The organism is Bacteroidales bacterium (assembly GCA_016709865.1).
Lineage (GTDB): Bacteria > Bacteroidota > Bacteroidia > Bacteroidales > VadinHA17 > LD21.
The window spans coordinates 504409-528689 of sequence record JADJLX010000005.1 but is presented as its reverse complement, the minus strand read 5'-3'; the positions used below and the strand labels follow the sequence as shown (position 1 = coordinate 528689).

Below are 24281 nucleotides of genomic sequence, written 5' to 3'. Positions count from 1 at the left end.
GCTCTGTGTAACTCTGTGAAAGCCTGAACTTGGCGAAGGTCTCTGTGGAACTCTGTGTAACAAAAAAACTCAAATAATGATATCTCTAAAATCAGTAGTAAGCCTTGGTGTTGTTACTCTGGCAGCAACACAAGCATTAGCTCAGAAAACAACATCATTTAAACCTGCAACTCCGAATATTGTCCTAATACTTATGGACGATATGGGCTATGGCGACATAGGCAGAACCGGAGCAAACCAGTATGATACTCCGAACCTTAACCGTCTGGCCAGCCAGGGCATGCAATTTACATGGTATTACTGCCCCCAGGCAGTTAGCAGTGCCTCCAGGGCCGGACTGATGACCGGTTGTTATCCAAACCGCGTTGGTATATCAGGAGCTCTGATGCCGTGGGCGCAGGTTGGTATTAACTCTGAAGAAACAACTATAGCTGAAGTACTTAAGACAAAGGGCTATCATACAAGCATCATCGGAAAATGGCATCTTGGACACCTGAAGCCTTTCCTGCCACTTCAGCATGGATTCGATGAATATTTCGGGATCCCATATTCAAATGATATGTGGCCTGTTGACTTCGATGGAGTACCTATACATCTCAAGGATACTTCAAGCAATAAAATGAAATATCCTGTTCTTCCACTGATAGAGGGTAATGAAAAAGTGGGAGAGGTGCCCGACCTCGCTGGTCAGGATAAGCTTACTACTGACTATACCGAAAGAGCAGTAAAATTTATTGATAACCATAAGAATGAAAAGTTTTTCCTGTATCTTCCTCATTCCATGGTACATATTCCCCTGGGTGTTTCAGAAAAATTCAGAGGAAAAAGCAAACAGGGAATGTACGGTGATGTAATGATGGAAGTCGACTGGTCAATTGGTGAAATAATGAAGGCACTTGAAAGGAATGGACTGGAAAAGAACACTCTTGTGATCTTCACAAGTGATAACGGACCGTGGCTCAACTTCGGAAATCATGCCGGGACAACAGGCGGACTTCGTGAAGGCAAAGGAACAAGCTGGGAAGGCGGCCAGCGTGTTCCCTGCATAATGAGATGGCCGGGTATCATTCCTGCCGGTGATATCTGCAATCAGCTTGCTTCATCAATTGATATCCTGCCAACACTTGCAGCAATTACAGGAGCATCACTGCCTGAAAAGAAAATTGACGGAGTCAGTATACTTCCATTGATGCTTGGAGACAAAACAGCATCTCCCCGGCATGAATTCTATTATTACTATCAGCAAAACGCTCTTGAGGCAGTTCAGAAAGACTACTGGAAACTGGTTCTGCCTCATAGCGGTCGAACCTACAGGGGTAAGAAACCGGGTACAGATGGCTGGCCCGGACCAACTGGAACAGAGGTTGTTAAAACCGCTCAACTGTATGACCTCAGGCGCGATCCGGGTGAATGGTACGATCTGGCTGAAATTTATCCTGAAAAAGTTAAGGAACTTGAATTAATTGCTGAGAAGGCTAGACAGGATCTTGGCGACGAAATAACAAAACAACCGGGAACAAACAGGCGAAAAGCAGGATCAATAAAATAGTCATATATTTATATATCACCAATTTAACCCCCCTTTAGGGGGGCTGGGGGGCAACCCAAAAAAAGATAAAATATGATAAACATTAAACATTTTCTTGGAATTGGCGCAGCTTCATTGCTGGTATCCAATTTATCCGCACAGGAACAGGTAAAACGTCCGAACATTATCTGGATCTCCACCGAAGATCTCAGTCCGCACATGGGCTGCTATGGAGACCAGGTGGCCAAAACTCCAAATATCGACAGGCTGGCATCACAGGGAACGAGGTTCACCAACGTTTTTACTACTGCAGCCATTAGTGCACCTGTCAGATCCGGGATTATTACCGGTATGTACCAGACGTCAATAGGCTGTATGCATATGCGTACTACATCCTACAGACGGGGTGTTGAAAATCCTCTTGAATTCACCGCTGTTCCTCCTCATTATGTTAAAGCTTTCACAGAATATATGAGGGCTGCAGGTTACTACTGTACCAACAATAACAAAACAGATTACCAGTTCTCGAAAGATCCTGTTCCGGCAAGCATCTGGGACGAGTGCAGTAAAAAAGCTCACTATAAAAATCGTCCGGATAAGAACCAGCCATTCTTTGCGGTTTTCAATTGGGTCGGTACTCATGAGAGCCAGGACTGGGATATAAGTAACGTTAAAACGGATCCTAAAACAGTAAAAGTTCCACCTTATTATCCTGATAATGAAATAATAAGACTGAATATCGCAAAGATGTACGACAATATTGCTCGACTCGACTCAGTGGTCGGAGCATTGGTTTCAGAACTTGAGAAAGAGGGGGAACTTGAGAATACAATCATCTTTTTCTGGGGCGATCATGGAGACGGATTGCCAAGAAGTAAAAGATGGTTATACGATTCAGGTCTTAATATTCCCCTGGTAATAAAGTTTCCCGGCAAATCAAAACCTGTAGTTGACAACAGGCTTATAAGCTCGATCGATTTCGGACCAACAGTTCTCTCTCTGGCAGGTATTCCGGTTCCTGCACATATGCAGGGAATTCCATTTCTTGGTGATCAGATTGGTGAGCCCAGAGATGCTGTATTTGCTGCACGCGACAGGGTTGATGAATCATACGATATGATCCGCTCAGTCCGCACAAAGGATTATCTCTATATTCGTAACTATTACCCTAACGAGCCGTACCCGATCTGGATTCCTTACCTGAACAATATGCCAATATTTAAGGAGATGCTTCGTCTTGATGCAGAAGGAAAACTCACTGGTCCGCAGAAGAGCTGGATGGCATATAACCGCCCTCCCGAAGAGCTTTATGATGTAAAAGCAGATCCTTTTCAATTAAAAAACCTGATTAATGATCCCTCATTAAAGCTTGTTCTTGCAGATCTGAGAAAAAGACATAAAACATGGACTCTCGAAACTGGTGATCTTGGTCATATGAATGAGCCTGAGATGATTGAGCAGATGTGGCCGGGAGGGAAACAGCCTGTATCAGATATTCCGTATTTTGTAATTAACAGTAATGAGGACCGTGCAACAAAAATTTACAGAACAGGAGGAGTCTATACTTCTCCAATGACTCTGAGCTTTTATTGTCCAACTCACGGAGCTTCACTAGTATATACTTTTGAGGAGTCTAAAAATCCACGCTGGTTATTATACAATGGACCTTTACATCTGAAACCAGGAAGCTATAATATCAGGGTAAAAGCGGTGAGATATGGGTATAAAGAAAGTGAAGAATTAAAAGGTAGTTTTGAGATAAGATAATTAATGCAAAGGTAAAAGGGCAAATAGCAAATGGCAAAGGGCGAAGAGCATGGATGGCAAAAACCTACTGAGAGGATAATTTCACTTAAGAAAAAAACTCTTGATGCTTCACGCTTTTTATCCATTGAGCAGGCAAAAATCATTACGCGCATATATAGGGAAAATGAGGATTTGCCTGTCATTATGAAACGTGCACTGGCCTTGTCTGAAGCTTTATGTAAGATGTCCATATCTATTGATCCCGAGGAACTTATTGTTGGGAACAGAACACCGGATATCAGGGCAGGTGTTGTTTTTCCGGAAGCAGGCATTACATGGCTTATAAACGAAATTGACAGCCTCCCTTCCCGTCCTCAGGATACTTTTAATGTAAGATCAGAGGATAAAATTTATTTCAAAGAAGTCATTGAACCCTATTGGAAAGGAAAAACCCTTGAAGATAACATCTATGGGCATTTTGGAGAACCGTTGTCAGCAATTGAGAAGGTTGTAAAGATTAATCAGAAAGATCATGCTCAGGGGCATATCTGTCCGGATGTTGAAAAATGGTTAAGGTTCGGGCCTGCCGGACTAAAAAAGACTGCTGATGAATATATTGCAGATTGCACTCCTGATAAAGCAATGTTCTATAAAAGCGTATCTGCCGCACTTAATGCTTCATGTAAATTCATTAAAAGATACAGTGAGCTGGCCTTTGATCTCGCAGCTATTGAGAACAATTCAGAATCAAAGAAGAATCTTAAAGAGATTGCTGAAGTATGTGATAATCTCTCAAAGAGACCACCTGAAACATTCCGGGAAGCAATTCAGTCCGTCTGGTTCCTGTTTGTTATACTGCAAATGGAGTCCAATGCTTCCTCATTTTCACCAGGCAGAATAGATCAATACCTGTATCAGTACTACATTTCTGATATAAAATCGGGAAAAACAGATCAAAGTGTCGTACAGGAACTTATTGATGCACTGTTTATAAAGTTCAACCATATAGTCTACATGCGCAACTCGCACAGCGCGAAATACTTTGCCGGGTTTCCTATCGGATTCAATGTTACAATCGGGGGACAATCAAAAATGGGTGAGGATGCTACCAATGAGTTATCCTATATGTTGCTAAAAGCCCAGGACCATGTACGTTTGCCACAACCCAACCTCACAGCCAGATTACATAAAGGCTCTCCGGCTGATTTTATAAAAGAATGTACCCGTATTATAGGGCTCGGGACAGGAATGCCTCAGATTGCAAATGATGAAAGTATTATTCCATCTCTTAAAACTGCAGGTATTGAGATAAAAGATGCATTAGACTATGCGCTTGTCGGTTGTGTGGAGTTAACCACTCAGGGAAATTTTCTTGGCTGGAGCGATGCGGCTATGTTCAATCTTGTTAAAGTACTTGAGCTTACAATGAACAATGGCAAATGTATGCTCACTGGTAGGCAGCTGGGATTGGAAACAGGTTATCTTTTTGATTTTTTAGAATTCGGTGATTTTGACAAAGCCTTTAAGAAACAGATTAACCACTTCATCCTTAAGATGACTGAAGCATGTGAAGTTGTTGAAAAATTTCACCAGACACACCTGCCTTCACCGTTTCTCTCATCAGTCGTTAATGATTGCCTTGTTAAAGGTCTGGATGTGACGGCAGGAGGGGCAAAGTACAATTATTCGGGGATCCAGGCCATTCAGGTTGCAAACATTGCTGATAGCATTGCTGTACTTAAGAAACTGGTATTTGATAAAGAAATTATCGGAAAAAAGACTTGTATTGAGATCCTTAGGAGAAATTATGAAGGAAACGAGAATATCAGGCAGCAATGTTTAAACCTTGTACCAAAATACGGCAATGATATACAATGGGTAGATGAATACGGTGAAGAATGTATCATGTATTTTGCTGATAAATTGTCTGGATACAAAAATTACCGGGGCGGTAAATATCATATGGGCCTATATACAGTTTCAGCACATGTACCTATGGGACAAAACGTTGCAGCCACTCCTGATGGAAGATTGTCAGGGACACCACTGGCTGACGGAGGATTGTCGCCCATGTATGGAAGGGATACTCACGGACCGACTGCTGTATTAAACTCTGTGAGTAGAATCCCTTCAGAGCGTGCCAGTAATGGAACACTATTGAATATGAAGTTTCTTCCGTCATTCTTTAAAAATGAACACGACCGGGATAAATTCAGTTCGTTTCTGAGGACATTTATTTCACTTCCAATTCATCATGTCCAGTTCAATGTGGTTACAAATGAAGAACTTATAAAAGCAAAAGCTGAGCCTGAATCTTACAGGGGCTTAACTGTCCGTGTTGCCGGATATACTGCTTACTTTACAGAATTATCAGAAGACCTACAAGATGAAATTATCAGTCGCACAACATATGGTAATAACATTTAAACTTTGCATTTTGCACTTTGCACTTTGATTTTTGAACTTAAACTTTTGCATATGAACCTTAACCTCAAACTTTTTACTGCTCTTGGACTGACAGCTGCAGCTCCGCTTCTGCAGGCCCAATCTTCCCAGCAACGTCCGAACATCATCTACATAATGAGCGACGACCATGCTTATCAGGCCATCAGTGCATATGGCGGGCCGCTTAAAGATCTCGCTCCAACCCCAAATATTGACAGAATTGCCAGGGATGGGATGCGCTTCGACCGCTGCCTTGTAACAAACTCTATTTCGGGACCATGCAGAGCGGTAGTTCTCACAGGTAAATACAGCCATTTAAATGGTTTTGTTAAGAACGAAGGACAGGCACCATTTGACGGCTCGCAGCAGACATTTCCGAAGCTGCTTCAGGCAGCAGGCTATAATACTGCAATGATAGGCAAATGGCACCTTGGATCAGACCCCACGGGTTTTAATCACTGGGAGATTCTGCCGGGACAGGGAAATTATTACAATCCCGATTTTATTAATAAAGACGGAAAGCATGTAGAACAGGGTTATGTAACAGAGATTATTACAGATAAAAGCATTGAATGGATAAAAAGTGTGAAAAGTACAGGCAAGCCCTTCATGCTGATGATGCACCACAAGGCACCTCACCGCGAATGGCAGCCTGGACCGGATGAATTATCTCTTTACAAGGATGTCACATTCCCTGAACCTTCAACTCTTTTTGATGACTACTCTAACAGAGGAACTGCTGAAAAATCGCAGGACATGTCAATCTCAAAAACTATGAGGCTTATAGAGGATCTCAAACTCTATCCTGCAGGAACAAAGACTAAAAATGTTGGTCTTAACCGTATGACACCTGAGCAAATGGCCGCCTGGGATAAAGTATATGATCCGATTATAAGCTATTTTTATGGAGCAAATCTTACAGGAAAGGAGTTAATCCGTTTCAAATACCAGCGTTATCTGCAGGATTACCTGGCTTGCATAGCTGCAGTAGACAAAAGCGTCGGGGAAGTGCTCGATTATCTTAAAGAAAACGGTCTTGATAAAAATACTGTTGTTATATATGCCTCAGATCAGGGCTTTTATCTGGGAGAACATGGCTGGTTCGACAAACGGTGGATGTTTGAGGAATCATATCGTACACCACTTCTTATTCAATGGCCCGGAACAACCAAACCAGGCAGTGTAAATAAAGATATTGTCTCGAATCTTGACTTTGCTGAAACAATTCTTGATATGGCGGGTGTTAAGATTCCGGCAGATATGCAGGGATTAAGCATGGTGCCTGTACTTAAAGGTAAAACACCGGCAAACTGGAGGAAAGAGCATTACTACCACTATTACGAATACCCTGCTGTTCATAGCGTTAAGCGACATTATGGTATAAGTACTGAAAGATATAAGCTAATTCATTTTTACTATGATATTGATGAATGGGAGCTATTTGATCTTAAAACTGATCCGCAGGAAATGAAAAATGTTTACAACGATCCGGCTTATAGTTCAGTTAAAGCTGACCTGCATAAAAGATTAAAGAAACTTATGACTAAGTATAAGGATAGTGAGGAACTGGCAAAAAGCTTACTGCCTAAATAATTTGTATTAATAAAATATTGCCTTTATGAATAAATTAAAAAGTCTGCTGCTCCTCTCTCTTATATTGGTTTTAATAGTCAGTTGTACTGAAACCAAAACGGATAATTCTCTTCCCAGAAGCACACCTGAAGCAGAAGGAGTATCATCTGAAGCAATTCTGCGGTTTGTAAATGCTGCCGATACTGAAGCAAATGAAATACACAGTTTTATGCTTCTCAGGCATGGAAAAGTAATTGCGGAAGGGTGGTGGGATCCATACAGACCTGATCTTAAACATACAATGTATTCTCTGAGCAAAAGCTTTACTTCAACTGCAATTGGATTTGCGGTTAGTGAAAAACTGCTTACGGTAAACGACAAGGTCCTTTCTTTTTTTCCTGAGGATGTTCCTGATACTATTTTCACAAAGCTCGAACAAATGACAGTTAAGGATCTTCTTACAATGTCTGCAGGACAGGATCCTGATCCGACATACAGGGTGGCAGGAAATAAAGGAAGCTGGACAAGAACATTTATAAGGACCCCTGTTGTGGATGAACCAGGGACAAAATTCCTTTATAACTCGCTGGCTACATTTATGTTATCCGCTATTGTACAAAAAGTTACAGGTGAAAAAGTTATAGATTATCTAACACCAAGATTCTTCATCCCCCTTGGAATTGACAGTATTGACTGGGAAGTAAACTCACAGGGTATAAATACGGGAGGATGGGGACTGAGACTCAAAACAGAAGACATTGCACGTGCAGGTCAGTTCTATCTTCAAAGAGGCAAATGGAACGGAAAACAATTATTGCCAGCAGAGTGGATTGATGAAGCTACATCTTTCAAGATAGATCAGGCTCCAAATGCCCCAAAGGCAATAAAGGATTCAAGTGACTGGACACAGGGATACTGTTACCAGTTCTGGCGTTGCCGGAATAATGCATACAGAGGTGATGGTGCTTATGGACAATACATGATTGTCTTTCCTGATCAGGACGCCGTTCTGGCAATTACATCTCAAACCGACGATATGCAGAAGGAATTAAACCTGGTATGGAAATATCTCTTACCTGCTATGCATAAAGAGAGTCTTCCTGCTAATGAAGATGCAGTATCAGCACTTAGAACAAGACTATTATCACTTGCACTTAAACCTGAAAATAAATCAGCTTCTTCCAACATAGGGAACATGATCAGCGGAAAAAAATTCCTGTTTAAGCCTAATAATCAACAGATTCAGAGCCTTTCCCTGATCAATGGTGATTCCCTTGTTACGCTTCATATCAATAAATCGAATACTGACTATGTGCTAAATTTTAAACATGCCAGCTGGTACCTTAGCGAAACAGAATTACCCGGGCCAAATCTGGTACCCAATAAAAATATCGAAATTCTAAGACCATTTAAGATTGCGGGAAGCTATACATGGCTCGACAGTAATTCAATAGAGCTCACATTAAGATATATTGAAAGTCCACATACTGAAACGATTACATGCATTTTCCTCAACGACAAAGTGGGGGTATCATCTAAAAATGTATTCTCAGGAAAAGACGATTTCAGGCTCATTGAAGGTGTATTAGAGAAATAGTAATGCACTTTCTCTGATGATAATTCGAATCTGGTGTAAAGATGCTGAGTCTTTACATTTTGTATATCGGCAAACCGGCACAGCAGTTCTTGAACTTCTTTTCGCTGCCGCATGGACAAGGATCATTTCTTTCCGGTAAAACCGGTTTAACTACCTGACTATCCTTATTCCTGATCCATTGCATTACGTTGGCAGGAGGACGTTTGTTTTTAAGTTCTTTTGCCATGTAATCCATATATGGCTCAACGTGGTGGAAAAACATCTTATAACCCTCACACAGATAATTCAGGCCCGGCTGTCCATCAGGAGAATTGATAAATCTGTGTTTCGGGCATTCACCATGACAGGCATAGCGCACATCGCACTGCAGACAATAACGGGGTAATTTATTCCGCTTATCAATTCCGAAATCAAACTGACGCTGCGATTTGACCATATCAAGAATCGGTTTCTCCATAATATTTCCCAGAAAATACTCAGGATACACATAGTGATCACATGAGAACAGGTCACCGTTATGCTCCATTACAAGGGCATCACCGCATGTTTCCGAGAAAACGCATAATCCGGGCATCTCACCAACATAATTTGCAAGAGTTGTGTCGAAGATCTGAACATAATACCTGGCAACATCATTTCGTACCCATTCATTAAAAATGGTTATGAGGAACTTCCCAAAATCTTTTGCACCTACTGACCAGTCTGTTACGCGTGCATCAGGCCCAAAAGAGGGAGCAACCAGATTCAGTTCCTCAGCTCCCGGCTTATTTGTATTCCTTTCAACAACAGGCAGAAACTGAATAAATCCGCTTCCTATCTTCTTAAGAAATCTGTAAGTTTCGGTTGCATAATGCACGTTATAACTGTTAACTACACTCAGAGTATTGAATTCAACTTTGTTTTTATGAAGAAGTTCAACACCCTTCATGACTCTCTTAAAAGTTGGTCCGCCTGAGTTTGTTTTCCTGTAATGATCATGATTATGTTCTTCACCATCTATTGAGATACCGACAAGTATATTATTGTCAGTAAAGAACTTACACCAATCATCATTAAGTTTGGTTCCGTTTGTCTGGAATGCATTTTCAATTGCCTTTCCACCAGCATATTTCTTCTGTAATTCAATAATATTTATAAAATAATCCAGTCCCAGAAGGGTAGGTTCTCCGCCTTGCCAGGTAAAAGTTACGACAGGAACATCCTGTACTTCAATATAATTTTTGATAAAATTCTCCAGGACATCTTCTTTCATCTTGAAATCACTCTTTCCGGGAAAAAGTTTACTCTTCTCAAGATAATAGCAATAGGTGCAATTAAGATTACAAACAGGCCCTGTTGGTTTTACCATCACATTGAAGGCTGTCGGCCTGTTGAGTTTCAGAGCATCGGTAAAGAGAATGTTTTTCATTAATACCTGTTTGTAAGCAACAATTGTTAAACGTGATTCTCAGAATTCAGGAATTGCGGTAAATTTATTAATTGTATTTATCTTTATTATCAAAAATAATCTGATTATGAAAAGAAGAAATTTTATTAAAGTTACTTCCATTGGAACTGCAGCTGCTGCATCATCATTATATTTTCCATCGCTTCATCAAGACAGAAAACTGAAGATAGGCCTTATTGGCGCCGGCTGGTATGGCATGGTAATAACTAAGGCAGCCCTTAAAGTAGGTGGAGTAGAAGTGATTGCTATATGCGATGTTGATTCGTCACATCTTTCAGCAAGTGCTGACGAACTTGAGAAACTTCAGGGATTACGTCCCAAAACATTCAAATATTATCAGGAACTTCTTGATCTGAAGGGCCTGGAAGCTGTTTTCATCGGAACAATGCCTCACTGGCATGCTTTGCAGTTTATTGCAGCCTGCAAAAAAGGTCTTGATATTTATTGTGAAAAGCCTCTTGCATATGATATAGCAGAAGGAATTGCAATGGTTAGTGCTGCAAATAAGGCTGGCAACATTGTTCAGCTGGGATTTCAGAGGCGGCAAAGTGCTGCATTCATGAAAACAAAAGAGCTCATTGAAAGCGGAAAGATTGGTAATGTTCATCAGATTGTTGCTCAGATTCACTATAATCCGGGACCACAGGATAATACAATACAGGCTCCGCCGGCATCTCTTGACTGGGAAGAGTGGTGCGGACCAGCCCCAAAGCTCGACTATAGGCCAAATATCGGTCATAAGGCCTGGAGACTGGAAAAGGAATATGGAAACGGACATCTCACTGATTGGGGAATTCATCATATTGATATCATTCGGAAGATAATGAATGAGAGCATGCCGGAAGAGTTCTATACCAGAGGTGGTAACTTCACATATGAGGGTAAAATCACAACACCCGATACCCTCACTGCTAACATGGCTTTCAAAAAGGCGTCGGTAGTATGGCAGCACCGCTTGTGGGGTCCAGGTGACCCGGTGAAAGAATTTAATAACGGGATCATCTTCCATGGAGAGAAAGGGTCAATCTTTGCAGAAGATAACAAGGTTGCGATTTTCCCAACCGGTAGAGATGCAAAAAGAGAAGATCTTAATATTCCGACTCCATTAATGCAGGAGAATCATGTTGAGACATTCATTAAAGCTGTGAGAGCCAAAGATAAAAACCTTATTGCCTGTACACCCGAAGATGCATTCCAGTCTACAGCTACTGTTCAGCTGGCCATGATTTCATATTATACCGGAACACTCGTAAAATGGGATCAGCAAAAGAAAGAGATCATTGGAAATCCGGAAGCATCCAAATTACTTAAGAGAGAATACCGGGGGAAATATATTCACCCCTGATCATTTGATCTATTTACTTTCAAAATAGGGAAGAAATTCTTTCAGGTTGTAACTATTGCATAAACCCTGAAACTCTTTCAGCAGCTGATCATTAAATGGTACACCCTTGTCTTTTCTTGAAAGCCAGGTTTCATGCTCTTTTTCACCGGCGGTATAGATTCGGTCCTGACCGGGCATTTTCTTTGAAGCCCTGAGTTCACGGAGTATATCACCTGTTGTCTTTTTGAAATTCTCAGGCTCCGTAAATGCACTTATATCAATAACTATAAAAAAGTGTCCGATGGGATATGGTACTTTCTTTCCATTTTCAAATCCTAATAACATCTTCATAAATGCACCCTGTTGAAGTGCCGCAGAAAGAATTTCGACTACTGTGGCATATCCATAACCTTTGTATCCTGCTGTTTCATCACCAACTCCGCCAAGAGGAGTGAGAGCAGCACGTCCCTTAATAAAATCTTCGAGGACTTCAACCGAATTGGTCTTGCTCTCGCCACTCTCATCAATAACCCATCCTTTTGGCATCTCTTTGCCTTCCCGGGCATAAAGTTCTACCTTTCCTCGTTGTGTTATTGAAGTGGCACAATCGAGGAGAAATGGGAATGGATCATCGCTCGGCATTCCAAAAGTAAGCGGATTTGTGCCAAGCATATTCTCTACTCCGAAGGTAGGCGCAACAGATGGTCTTGCATTTGTTCCTGTAATACCGATCATATTTTCTTTAACAGCCATAAGCGGATAATATCCTGCAAAACCATAGTGAGTTGAATTACGGACAGTTACCATGCCCATTCCGAACTCTTTGGCTTTCTTAATGGCCAGATTCATTGATTTGAATGCTATAACATGCCCCATGCCGTTATGCCCGTTAATTACTGCGGTTGTGGGACCTTCCTTCACTATTTCAAATTGAGTAACCGGATTAAGAATACCCTCCTTTATTCTGTCGAGGTAAATTGGTTTAAGCCTGTTTACTCCATGGGAGTCAAATCCAAGCTTGTCGGCCTTAAGCAGTACATCGCCAATAATAGAGGCATCCTCAGAGGGAATTCCAGCCTTTTCAAGGATACCCATCATAAACTTCTCAATCACATCAAAGGCAATATATCTTTGTTTCATATAAGGATAAGTTTAATTTTTTGTAATTAATATTTGCTATTTCCCGATACAGAAATTCTTAAAAATATTACCAAGAATCTCATCTGAGGTAATCTGCCCTGTTATCTCACCAAGATAATGAATCGCCTGTCTTATATCGATGGCAATAAGGTCTTCCGGAATCTGATTTTCAAGTCCGGTCAACACTCTGTCCAAACTTTCCGACACACGTAGTAAGGCTTCATAGTGTCTTATGTTAGTGACTATTACGTCATTTGAATTCAACCGTTCCTTCAGGACTTCTTCTCCGAGGATTGACCTTAGTTCGTCAAGACCTGATTTCTCTTTTGCAGAGATACACAGCAGAATCTCCCCGTTATTCAGACTTATTTCCTTAACCAATTCTTCTTTTTGTCCGGGTTGAGATTTATCACACTTATTGATGATTATTATCAATCGCTTTTCTGACTCCTTTATCATTTCCCTGACTGCCCTGATCCGCTTGTTTATTGATTCTGATGAATCTGAAACTTCATCCACAAGAAGAATCACAGAAGCCAGCGATATCTTTTCATGGGTTTTCTTAATTCCCATTGTTTCAATGACATCAGCAGTGTCGCGTAATCCTGCAGTATCGATGAATCTGTAAGCTAATCCATCTATTGTAATTGTATCTTCGATTGTATCACGGGTAGTACCGGGAATGTCAGACACAATTGCTTTCTCCTCATTCAGAAGAGCATTGAGTAGTGTTGATTTTCCTGAATTAGGTTTACCAACAATAACAACAGGAATTCCATTCTTTACAACATTACCAAGTGAAAAGGAGTTTGTCAGTTTATCCGATAATTTTTTTACACTTAATATTATGGATTTAAGATCATTGCGGTCAGCAAATTCAACATCTTCCTCTCCAAAATCAAGCTCAAGTTCAATAAGTGATGCAAAATTCAGAAGTTCAAATCTCAACCGGCCAATCTCTTCGGAAAAGCCACCACGCATCTGATTTACAGCTACCTTATGTGCTGCAAAGGTTGTAGATGCAATAACATCAGCAACTGCTTCGGCCTGAGACAGGTCAATTTTTCCATTTATAAAAGCTCTCTGTGTGAATTCACCAGGATTTGCCGTGATTGCTCCGTTTCTGATTAGCAGTTCCATTATCCTGTTAACAATATAAGGGGAGCCATGACAGGAAATTTCAGCAGCATTTTCGCCGGTATAGGAGTGGGGTGAACGGAAAATGCTCAAGAGCACTTCATCAATTACTGATTCACTATCTCTGATTTCTCCAAAAAGAATTGTGAAGCCCTTTTGATCTGTCAGCCTGATTTTTTTATCAGCCGCGAAAAAAATCTTATCACATATGCTGAGACACTCTGAACCACTGATTCTTACAATTGCTATCGCACCTCCAATAGCAGTTGCCGGTGCACATATAGTCTCTCCTGATCTGATCATTTTGCATTTAAATCTTAAGCAAATGTATGAAACTTAATTGAAGAGAAACTGTGAGCTCTTGGTTTATGCCAAATTTTAATAGCCACGAAGACGCCAATGCACAAAGGTTCACCAAGACATTCCTTAATTAAGAATTGGTGCTACTTTGTGTCTTCGTGCCTTGGTGGCTGATAAAATCTCACCTTTCGAGATTCTGTAAGCTAAATACCGAGTCATCAACCTTGGCTCCCTCAATAATTTTAGTCATTAAAATCACTGATTTTCTTTTTGTTATGATATTTTCTGCAGTCATTTCTTTTACCAGGTATTTTCCATCCTGAAGGGGATAAACACTCTTGATCTCAATTATTTTAAATAGCTCATTATCAAAATTATAAAACTCCATTTTTTCAATCTGATACTTTTCCATCATCAAGTAGCTTATCTTCCTTGAATAGCCATACTCATCAGCTTTGTCTTCGTTTACCGGTCTGCTTTCTATAATCCATTTACCGTTTTTTCCAGATCCTTCCATATGCTTATTTGTAAAATCTGCCGGTGCAGGGGAACTCATATCGGCATTTGAAAATTCAGAACTCATAAAACTTTTACCTTTTTCGGAGCTTACAATTCTCCTTGTTTTCTTTAGTGCCGGTAAATAGATCCACATCTCATCTGCACTGTTGCTGTTATCAATGATTAGCATAGCTGTGCCTCTGACATCAGCGGGTTCTAAAAATTTTATAAATCTTTTTTCCTGTCTCTCAGGGTAACTCCTGGTTGTCATTGAGATTGTTCTGGATCGTGTTGTGCCGTTCTTTTCTAGGATGGTAAGGTTAATATTTGCACTCATCGAACCTGCCATACTTAATTCCCTGCTTTTGTCCATTATACCTGAGGCATCAGGCTCTTGTGCCGCTGCCTGGTATATCGGAAGAAGCAGTAATAATGCTAAAATTTTTGTCTTCATCACTTTGTTTATTAAGTTTTAAGAATTCTTTACCTGCAAATTTTGGCCTGAATACCATTATAAAAGAAGGAATGATAAGTATGGCACCAATGAGGCAGGCGCCAATGGAGATTAATACCAGATATCCAAAGAATCTGATAGAAGTAAATCCTGACAGCATCAGTACAGAGAATCCTGCCATTACACTTGCTGCGTTTATTATTATACTGCGGCCAATAGTCCGGATTGCAGCTTCAGTAGCATCTGAATGAGATAATCCTTTACTGAAATATGAGTTGAAACACCAGACATATTGAATAGTAAAGTCCACACCAACTCCGATCATAATTGAGGTCAAAAGAGCGGTGGCTGCATCAAGGGCAATGCCTGTCAGTCCCATAAATCCAAACAGAATAACAATTGAAGTTGCAAGGGGTATTGAACCAATCAGTCCTCCCTTAAATGATTTGAAGATTATTGCCAGAAGAATGAATACCGTAAGAAGAGCAAACAAAAGTGATTTCAGCTGACCTCTGATTACTGATCCTGCAAAATCAGACATAATAATAGCATAACCGCCGATAGTCACTTCAGCAGGGAAATCCCGGGTAAGTAGAGCAATTTTATTACTCACTTCAGTGATAATTTTATTGTCAGGCTCTGCAAGTCTTATCAATATGTGAGCTTTTGTATTGTCAGAGTTCATGATCTGTTTAAAATCATCCTGATCACCACTCATATTATACAGTTCAAACATCTGGGCAATCGCGTTGCCTGAATCGGGAATTTTGTCATAACCATCTTCTCCTTTATCAAAAATTGCCTTGCTCATCTCTCTGACAGCCTGTGATATTGAAAATACGGTACCTACACCTTTCTGGCTCTCCATCTGTAATGTCAAATTGTCGATAGCCTTTAATACTTCGGGACTCTTAATATCGCCGGAAACCATAACAGAGATTGTCTGGGATCCTCCGAATTTTTCATTAATTATATTCGAAGCAAGTCTGACAGGATGCTTTTTTGGAAAATAGTTTTCCTGGTTCGTATCAGTCTTCAGTAGCAAAATTCCTGAAGAGATAATGACAGTTAATAATACAGAAACAATAAGTATGCTCCGTGGATAGTTAATAATTATTCCGGAAAGTCTGGCAAGGAAAATCTCACTTGTATTTTTTCTTACTTTACTTTTTATTAGTCCGGTTTTCCTGGAGCTTCTCAGATAAATAAACGCAGGTATAAGAGTAAGACTCATCACAAGAGCTATTGTCACTCCCGAAGCTCCCAGTATACCTACCCTTCTCGCAGGAATAATAGAATGTGTTAACAGTCCGAGAATCCCTGCTATAGTTGTTAAACCGCTGAAAAGAATTGGCATATTAAGCGAACCCAGTAGTTCACTGATCAAAGAATAATTTGAAATTGCACTGTTTTGTTTTCTTATTTCCTGGTATCTCGCAACAAGATAAATTCCATAATTATTAGCTACTGCTATAAGAATAATAGGAACCAGCAGAGTCATTATAGACATTTTCCATCCAAGAAGCGGAATCATTCCCATACTTATCAAAGTGGAAATCAGAACAACCGAGAAGGGCATAAATACGCTTCTCCAGTCGCCAAGGGTAAGCTTGAGAACAAGCAACATAATCACCAGAGCTGCCGGAACAAGAAGCAGTCCGTCCCTTCTGACATCTTCCATTATATGCCTCCTGATATATGGCAGGCCGCCTTTAGCTATTTTTGTTCTTCCCGGATGTTCTCTGATTACAGAATCAATTCCGGCAAGAGTTTCAAATTCAGGAATCCTGCTGTCAATTGTTGCTGTTATTGAGGCAGTTGTCATGTCAGAAGATATGACAATATCACGGGCAAATCTGTTATTGAGGACACGATCAGTAAGTTCTTTTACTTCAGCGGTTTCAACAGGTATGCTTTCAATAAGCTTCTCTGCTACCATCATCCCGTCTTCTCCCTTTATGCCCCTTATTGTAAATGGTGAAAGACGGTCTGAGATACCTTTTAGCTTTGCGAGATCGCGATCGATTGCTTTTATCTGTTTAAGGTTCTCCTCACTTAGAATAGAACTGTCAGAGAAGATAATGACAACCATATCCTGAACTCCAAACTCGCTCTCTATCTTGTCAGTCTCGATCCTTGAATTCATTTCTGCAGGTACATAGTTCCTGATATCCGGATCGGTTTCAGCAAATGGAATCAATAATCCGAAAAAGCCGCCAAGTGCCAGGGAGATGACAATAATCAGCCACCTGAATCTAATTATTAGCTCTGTCATGCTTTCAGAAATCTACTCTTATGGAAATATAAACCGAATTCATAAAATCGTCTGTAATATCATAAAGAGAACCCTTTATACCGCTGTAATATTCAGCTCCCGCGGTAATAGTCAACCCATCTGTAGGTTTAAACCTTAATTCAGGAAGTAAAAGAAAATCATGCGATGTAAAATTGTAGATTGATAATACTGATGGCATTAGCTTTCCGTAAGCAAAGTCAGTTTCTATCCTTAAGGCTCCTGAATGATAATATCTTTCAAGCTGGTAATTGTACAGACGATTGAATGAGCCAACCTGCTGCCTTACATACTCCGGCAAATTAAAACCCGGATCTGCCATCAGTTGAGCAAGAAGCTGATAATCAGGTTCACTGCCAATTAACGGCTGTACATCCGGCTCTGTGAAATGATTCACACGCTTTCCTGAATATTCACCGGCTATTCTCCAGTTACCTGTCGAGCAGTCAGTTCCGATAACCCATTTTAGTTCAGGTAAAGGAACATGCTCATCGACTAACGATGAAAGGTGAGGGTCAGACCACGCCGCCTCTCCTCTGAGACCAAAACTTCCTAAGGTTGTTTCAAAATCAAGTCCAAGTGCTCTGGTTTTGTAAGGAGTCATTTTCAACTCAGTATAAGTTGAAGGAATTGGTCCTGTCATATCAAGTCTGAAATCGGAAAGGGAAATACCAGCCATCGGATCGTAACCATCATACCATGATAGCGCCCAGTCAATGTTTGACAGGTGTATATCTGCTCTGAAACCATAACTGAACATTTCTTTGTCCGTAACTAGTGATCGGATCTGATCGATAGTTACATTTTCAGGTAAAGGAATCGGATCAATAATTAATACTGATGACTTGTAATACGGAACCGCAACAGCTTCAATATTAATATTCTCCGAGGGATACCAGTTGAAAGAGGAGAGGAGATTACCCATATCAATATCTTCACGGTCAGGTGAACGCGAAAGAAGATTTTGCGGGCTTAATCTGGAGTTTGTACTTGTAAAATCGGCTTTTCCCCACTTTATAATCTTTTGACCGGCTGACAGATCCCACTTTTTTCCATAAAACCGAACCCAGGCTTCCTTTAAATCAAGAAAACTTACCGGTTCCAGAAATTCCGCACCATATCTGAACCGCATATCAGCAAAAGCCTTAAAATTAAGGCCATTGCCGGCTTCCATCATCACTCCTAAATCTGAAAATGCACTGGAGACATATGGTTTATTCCTGTCTCCATGATCTATCCCGGAATATAGACCTGCCCTGACAAAACCTGACAAGTTTATTAGTTTCTGATTCCCGGCACTTTCTCCAGATGTAATTTCCTGTGCGTATATTACAAGTGACAGCCGGAGAATTAAGAATAATCCAATTGTTGAACTTCGCAAAAGAATCATTTTGTTTTTTATGCAAAGGAACCGGATATGAACCAGAAATTAGTCTGATCCGGCTGTGCCGGACCAATGGTTTGCAAAGTTGTTGTTCGTGCCTGTCGGGCAGGACTTTCTATGCAGAAATACCTGATGCTTTCTCCCTGTACTCCCGGGGAGTTAAACCTGTATGGCTCTTGAAGATAGAATTAAAAGTTGTCTTGGAATTGAATCCGGCATCAAAAGCAATTGCAAGAATTGTATAATTGTTATACCGGTGATCTGAAAATCTTTCAATAACTTCTTTTACCCTGTATTCATTGATAAAAGTGAAAAAGTTCTTTTTATGTTTTTCATTAAGAATCTGGGTAATATAATGCCGGGGAATAGATGTCATTGCTGAGAGATCCTGAATGGTAAGATCACGGTCAAGATATGGCTTCTTTTCTTCCACGAAAGAAATAAGATTTCTGAGGTATTTGTTTGCCTGCTCTTCCTTCAGACCACTTTTTACGTATTTCTCCTGTTCCGTCTTATCAACAGGCTCAGGTTTCAGCTCCTGACCAAAAATCACAGGCTGCCTGATAGCATAAAAACTGTACACAAATGAAAAGAGTGTGATAAATCCAAATATTACAAAATAGGGGTCAAAAGGTATATAGTTACCAAGCATATTTAATCCGCCAAGAATAAACAGTATGAAATAGGCAGCATAAAAACTGACAGAAATAATTTTCAGCCAGTTAAGCGTAAGTATACCTGAAGTGTAGGAAACCAGATTCATAAGGTTATTCTGGTGCCGCTTTATCTCAATAAAGGCAAGGATGCTGTAAGCTGTGACAGACAGAAAGAAGCTGAATCCATATACTATCCTGAGTGATATAAATCTATCGCGTACAAAAAAGCTCTTCAGATCCTCAAGCAGCGGCTGTGCTCTGAAAATGACAGATACTGTCAGGAAGATAACAAAAGGTATAAAGTGAAAAAGGGCAAACCAGTTGAACTTCATATCCGGACGTGTCATGTACTTTACATATAAATAAAGCAACGGGCCATAAGTAAAAGCAACAACAGGAAAAGAATATATTTCCAGAAGCTTATTGTTTACAAGGGTAAAAAGCATCTCAGAACAGATAAGAAAAAGCCATGAGGCCATTAGTCTGTTAGCTATTGTAAATGGCTTCTTGGTAGAAATAAGTAATCCTGCAAAGAATGATTGTGAAATTCCGATATATAATACTGGATCGATATTCACGATTATGGATATGATAATTATCACTCAAATATAACGAAAAGCCGATAATTATTCGGTATTTTTGAACCTTAAGTTTAGGCTTAACTATATTAGTTTTGCAGAACAAAACGCAAACAAATTACTTAATATCTGATATTTATGAGCATTCTTTTAAACAGAAACTCTAAAGTTATAGTCCAGGGATTCACCGGAACAGAGGGCACTTTTCATGCCACTCAAATGATTGAGTACGGGACTAAAGTTGTAGGTGGAGTAACTCCCGGTAAAGGTGGTCAGAAGCATCTCGACCTTCCTGTTTTCAATACAGTCAGGGAAGCCGTAGATGCTGCAGGTGCTGAAATCTCAGTGATATTCGTACCACCATCATTTGGCGCTGATGCAATTATGGAAGCAGCAAATGGAGGAATCAAACTTATTGTGACAATAACTGAAGGGATCCCTGTATCAGATATGGTTATTGTAAAAGAGTACCTTAAATCGTTCGATTGCAGGTTAATAGGACCAAATTGTCCTGGTATTATTACTCCCGGTGAAGCAAAGGTCGGGATTATGCCCGGATTTATACACAGAAAAGGGACTGTAGGGATTATTTCAAGGTCCGGAACTCTTACCTATGAAGCTGTTGACCAGGTTACAAAGATGGGACTGGGACAGTCAACCTGCATTGGAATCGGTGGCGATCCTATTGTAGGAACCACAACTCTTGATGCAGTAAAACTGATGATGAATGATGATGAAACAAAAGCAATCGTAGTCATAGGCGAAATAGGGGGAAGCATGGAGAATGAGGCTGCTTTATGGATAAAGGATCACAGCACCAAGCCTGTAATAGGTTTTATTGCCGGACAAACGGCACCAAAGGGTCGCAGAATGGGACATGCCGGTGCAATCATTGGCGGAAAGGATGATACTGCATCTGCCAAAATGGAGATTATGAAAAAGTGCGGCATTCATGTAGTTGAATCACCTGCTGAAATCGGTGCAACAGTAGCAAAAGTATTAATGGCTAAATAATGTATTTAATTGATTAATAAATAATTATATTAACATTTGCGTCTATTTGCCCCCCTGCCCCCCTAAAGGGGGGTTAAATCTGAATCACAATATAGCCCCCTTTAGGGGGATGGGGGCAAAAATATTTTATATTTGCAAAAATTTTAAAACAGAACAAAATGGGATTATTAGCAGGAAAAACAGCCCTGATAACAGGTGCATCAAGAGGAATAGGTAAAGCAATTGCTCTTAGATTTGCTCATGAAGGTGCAGATATAGCAATTACCAATATAGCTGATGATGAAGAGTTTAAGAATACTATAAAAGAGATTGAAAAACTGGGTGTTAAAGCAAAGGGTTATGTCTCTAATGCTGCAAGTTTCGACGATTCCCAGCGTGTAATAAATGATGTTGTAAAGGATTTTACGCGAGTTGATATACTTGTAAATAATGCCGGAATTACAAAAGACACTCTACTTATGCGAATGACAGAGGACCAATGGGATGCTGTTATTGCTGTTAACCTTAAGTCAGTATTTAATCTTACCAAAGCTGTATTGCAGACAATGCTCAAACAGAAAAGCGGATCCATAATAAACATGAGCTCTGTTGTTGGGGTATCAGGCAATGCCGGACAGAGTAACTATTCCGCATCGAAGGCAGGCATACTTGGCTTCACAAAAAGCGTAGCAAAAGAAGTTGGTTCAAGAAATATCAGATGCAATGCGATTGCTCCAGGTTTTATTCTGACTGAAATGACAGAAAAATTACCTGAAGATGTAAAAAAAGAGTGGGCTGAAAAAATTCCTTTGAGGCGGGGCGGAACCCCTGAGGATGTGGCAAATACATGCTTATATCTCGCTTCCGATCTGTCATCATATGTAACCGGACAAACAATTCATGTCTGTGGAGGTATGTTAACTTAAAAATATTTATTATCTTTACGAAACCGCAGGGCACCCATCCTTTTTAGCACGAGGAAATGCAGCGAGACATATTTATTCCACACTTATTTTAAACGGGGGCCCTGCTTCTTTTTTTTACCATCCTCTCATTAAATGGACAATATAATCTTCTATCTTATCATCATAATTCCTGTGGCAGGTTTTATTATCGAAAGATATCTTGATCATCTGAATTCCAAAATGTGGTCAGAAAACCTTCCCCTTAAATTAAAAGGAATCTGCGATGAAGAGGAGTACAGGAAGTCACAGCTCTACCAGAAAGAAAACAACACTCTTTCACTTTGGACATCCTCTTTCAATCTGGTAATAATACTCGTTATGATTATTGCCGGAGGCTTCGCAATGGTTGATGGTTTAGCACGATCATTCACAATGAATATTGTGCTCATTTCACTAATATTCTTTGGTATTATAGGATTCGCCTCAGATATTATTAATATCCCCTTCAGCTATTATGACACTTTTGTAATTGAAAAGAAATATGGATTTAATACTATGAGTGTGAGGACCTTTATAACAGATCATATCAAATCGTGGTTTATTGCGCTATTGGTAGGTGCACCTGTTCTGGGACTGATAACCTGGTTCTATTATAAATCCGGTCCGAATTTCTGGCTCTACGCATGGGGTCTGATTACACTTTTTTCTGTTTTTATCAACCTTTTTTATTCCGAACTTATTGTACCGCTGTTCAATAAACAAGTTCCACTTGAAGAAGGTTCCTTAAGAACAGCAATAGAAGCATTTGCAAATAAAACCGGATTCAAACTCAAAAACATCTATATAATTGACGGTTCAAAGAGAAGTACCAAGGCTAATGCATATTTTTCAGGATTCGGGCCAAAGAAAAGAATTGTACTATATGATACTTTGCACAAGGAACTTACTGAAGAGGAGATAGTTGCCGTACTGGCTCATGAAATAGGACATTACAGGAAGAAACATGTGTTAATAACACTTCTTTTCTCTGTAATTCTTACCGGATTGATGCTTTTCCTTTTTTCACTTATGGTTAATAATCCGGCATTGTCGGAAGCATTAGGATCCAGGACCACAAGCTTTCATATGGGACTGATTGTCTTTGGAATACTTTATAGTCCTTTATCTTTATTAATCGGATTGTTGACAAACTATATATCAAGGAAAAACGAATATGCAGCTGACCGGTTTGTCAAGGAATATTTCAAATCAGAAATCCTTGCTGTTGCACTGAAGAAGCTTTCTGTCAAAAACCTCTCTAACATGATGCCGCATCCTGCATATGTATTCTTTCATTATTCGCATCCACCCCTGCTTAGCAGGCTGGAAAAACTCGATTGATTAATTATATTTGTGAAATAATTTGCCTCCTTAGCTCAGTTGGTAGAGCAGCTCATTCGTAATGAGCAGGTCGTGGGTTCGAGTCCCATTGGAGGCTCATAAAAGGTAAAGACGCAGCATGCTGCGTCTTTATCTTTTTGAGCGGGAAAAGGGATTCGAACCCTCGACCCTCAGCTTGGGAAGCTGATGCTCTACCCCTGAGCTACTCCCGCAATTGGTACTCTGAAATTTTATGATGCAAATTTATTGTAATTTTTCAGATTCCTGCAATCCAACTCCAAAATCCCAGTCACTATAAAACTGCTTCAGAAAATTTTCAAGATATAAATGCCTCTCTTCAGCCAGTTTTCTTCCTGTTTCAGTGTTCATCAAATCTTTCAGTTTCAGAAGCTTATCGTAAAAATGTCCTATTGTTGATTTGCTTTTACCATCAGAAATTTCGCCAGGGATATATATTGCATTATTCCTGAAGCCTCCATAATTAAAGGCCCTGGCAATACCAATTGCCCCAATGGCATCCAGACGGTCGGCATCCTGAAGAACCATTAGCAGAGGATCTTTTTCTCCATCATAAGTTTTTTTATTACTGAAAGAAACACTCCTGATCGCATTGATTACCTGATCAATAATCTCATCTAATCCCGCACTTTTCATGAATTCTTCAAGAATCTTATAACCGTTTTCCTGATTATCCTTATTGAACTTTGAATCAGCAGTGTCGTGAAGCAGAACGGCAAGATCCAGAGCGAAAGGATCAACAAGCTTTTCCTTATCGTTTATATAAACTGCCAGTTTCCTCACTCTTTCTATATGGTACCAGTCATGTCCGCTGTCAAACCCTGCCATCCTCTGCTTTGCGAACTCTTCCGCAGATTTTAATATATCCTGTCTGTTCATTTATCTG

General features: G+C 40.1%; 17 protein-coding genes and 2 tRNA genes. 10 read left to right on the top strand and 9 right to left on the bottom strand.

The features are described from left to right. Positions 1 to 76 precede the first annotated feature (76 nt). The 5 genes from IPJ16_10870 (at position 77) to IPJ16_10850 (ending at position 8888) form a co-directional block, all read left to right on the top strand. Positions 77 to 1549: a sulfatase gene (locus IPJ16_10870; GenBank protein ID MBK7627672.1), complete on the top strand. Its 1473-nt coding sequence runs from the start codon at positions 77 to 79 to the stop codon at positions 1547 to 1549. A 72-nt stretch (positions 1550 to 1621) separates the two neighbouring features. Beyond that, positions 1622 to 3295: a sulfatase gene (locus IPJ16_10865; GenBank protein ID MBK7627671.1), complete on the top strand. Its 1674-nt coding sequence runs from the start codon at positions 1622 to 1624 to the stop codon at positions 3293 to 3295. A gap of 30 nt (positions 3296 to 3325) precedes the next feature. Then, on the top strand, positions 3326 to 5701 hold the full coding sequence (locus tag IPJ16_10860) for a formate C-acetyltransferase/glycerol dehydratase family glycyl radical enzyme (GenBank protein ID MBK7627670.1): 2376 nt from the start codon (positions 3326 to 3328) through the stop codon (positions 5699 to 5701). Positions 5702 to 5752: 51 nt separating this feature from the next. Continuing rightward, a complete protein-coding gene (locus IPJ16_10855; GenBank protein ID MBK7627669.1) occupies positions 5753 to 7312 on the top strand; it encodes a sulfatase in 1560 nt (519 codons plus the stop codon). A gap of 25 nt (positions 7313 to 7337) precedes the next feature. Next, positions 7338 to 8888 carry a serine hydrolase gene (locus IPJ16_10850; protein MBK7627668.1) on the top strand — a complete coding sequence of 517 codons (1551 nt, stop codon included), beginning with the start codon at positions 7338 to 7340 and terminating at the stop codon, positions 8886 to 8888. A 52-nt stretch (positions 8889 to 8940) separates the two neighbouring features. On the opposite strand, the gene IPJ16_10845 is transcribed toward IPJ16_10850, so the two are convergent. Then, the gene (locus IPJ16_10845; GenBank protein ID MBK7627667.1) at positions 8941 to 10296 is read right to left on the bottom strand and encodes an anaerobic sulfatase-maturation protein; all 1356 of its coding nucleotides are present in this window, start codon (positions 10294 to 10296) and stop codon (positions 8941 to 8943) included. Between the two features lie 106 nt (positions 10297 to 10402). Between IPJ16_10845 and IPJ16_10840 the strand changes: the two genes are divergently transcribed. Then, a complete protein-coding gene (locus IPJ16_10840; GenBank protein MBK7627666.1) occupies positions 10403 to 11680 on the top strand; it encodes a Gfo/Idh/MocA family oxidoreductase in 1278 nt (425 codons plus the stop codon). Positions 11681 to 11689: 9 nt separating this feature from the next. On the opposite strand, the gene IPJ16_10835 is transcribed toward IPJ16_10840, so the two are convergent. From IPJ16_10835 to IPJ16_10810, 6 genes are all read right to left on the bottom strand, one after another. Further along, the gene (locus IPJ16_10835) at positions 11690 to 12799 is read right to left on the bottom strand and encodes an Ldh family oxidoreductase (GenBank protein ID MBK7627665.1); all 1110 of its coding nucleotides are present in this window, start codon (positions 12797 to 12799) and stop codon (positions 11690 to 11692) included. A gap of 36 nt (positions 12800 to 12835) precedes the next feature. Then, a complete protein-coding gene (gene mnmE / locus IPJ16_10830; GenBank protein MBK7627664.1) occupies positions 12836 to 14239 on the bottom strand; it encodes a tRNA uridine-5-carboxymethylaminomethyl(34) synthesis GTPase MnmE in 1404 nt (467 codons plus the stop codon). A 178-nt stretch (positions 14240 to 14417) separates the two neighbouring features. Beyond that, entirely contained in the window at positions 14418 to 15188 is a 771-nt protein-coding gene (locus IPJ16_10825) for an outer membrane lipoprotein-sorting protein (GenBank protein ID MBK7627663.1), read from the bottom strand. Beyond that, on the bottom strand, positions 15121 to 17463 hold the full coding sequence (locus tag IPJ16_10820; protein ID MBK7627662.1) for an MMPL family transporter: 2343 nt from the start codon (positions 17461 to 17463) through the stop codon (positions 15121 to 15123). The genes IPJ16_10825 and IPJ16_10820 overlap by 68 nt, the downstream gene beginning before the upstream one ends. A gap of 4 nt (positions 17464 to 17467) precedes the next feature. Next, a complete protein-coding gene (locus tag IPJ16_10815) occupies positions 17468 to 18871 on the bottom strand; it encodes a hypothetical protein (protein MBK7627661.1) in 1404 nt (467 codons plus the stop codon). Positions 18872 to 18980: 109 nt separating this feature from the next. Next, complete coding sequence (locus tag IPJ16_10810; GenBank protein ID MBK7627660.1) at positions 18981 to 20099, bottom strand: AraC family transcriptional regulator; 1119 nt, start codon at positions 20097 to 20099, stop codon at positions 18981 to 18983. Positions 20100 to 20237: 138 nt separating this feature from the next. Between IPJ16_10810 and sucD the strand changes: the two genes are divergently transcribed. From sucD to IPJ16_10790, 4 genes are all read left to right on the top strand, one after another. Beyond that, on the top strand, positions 20238 to 21113 hold the full coding sequence (gene sucD / locus IPJ16_10805; GenBank protein ID MBK7627659.1) for a succinate--CoA ligase subunit alpha: 876 nt from the start codon (positions 20238 to 20240) through the stop codon (positions 21111 to 21113). A 158-nt stretch (positions 21114 to 21271) separates the two neighbouring features. Beyond that, on the top strand, positions 21272 to 22018 hold the full coding sequence (gene fabG / locus IPJ16_10800; GenBank protein MBK7627658.1) for a 3-oxoacyl-[acyl-carrier-protein] reductase: 747 nt from the start codon (positions 21272 to 21274) through the stop codon (positions 22016 to 22018). A 132-nt stretch (positions 22019 to 22150) separates the two neighbouring features. Next, positions 22151 to 23377 carry a M48 family metallopeptidase gene (locus tag IPJ16_10795; protein MBK7627657.1) on the top strand — a complete coding sequence of 409 codons (1227 nt, stop codon included), beginning with the start codon at positions 22151 to 22153 and terminating at the stop codon, positions 23375 to 23377. 24 nt (positions 23378 to 23401) lie between these two features. Beyond that, positions 23402 to 23474: transfer RNA gene (locus IPJ16_10790), tRNA-Thr, on the top strand. A 43-nt stretch (positions 23475 to 23517) separates the two neighbouring features. Here IPJ16_10790 and IPJ16_10785 read toward each other — a convergent pair. Both IPJ16_10785 and IPJ16_10780 read right to left on the bottom strand, forming a co-directional pair. After that, positions 23518 to 23589: transfer RNA gene (locus tag IPJ16_10785), tRNA-Gly, on the bottom strand. Positions 23590 to 23620: 31 nt separating this feature from the next. Further along, the gene (locus tag IPJ16_10780; protein MBK7627656.1) at positions 23621 to 24274 is read right to left on the bottom strand and encodes an HD domain-containing protein; all 654 of its coding nucleotides are present in this window, start codon (positions 24272 to 24274) and stop codon (positions 23621 to 23623) included. Between the last annotated feature and the right edge of the window lie 7 nt (positions 24275 to 24281).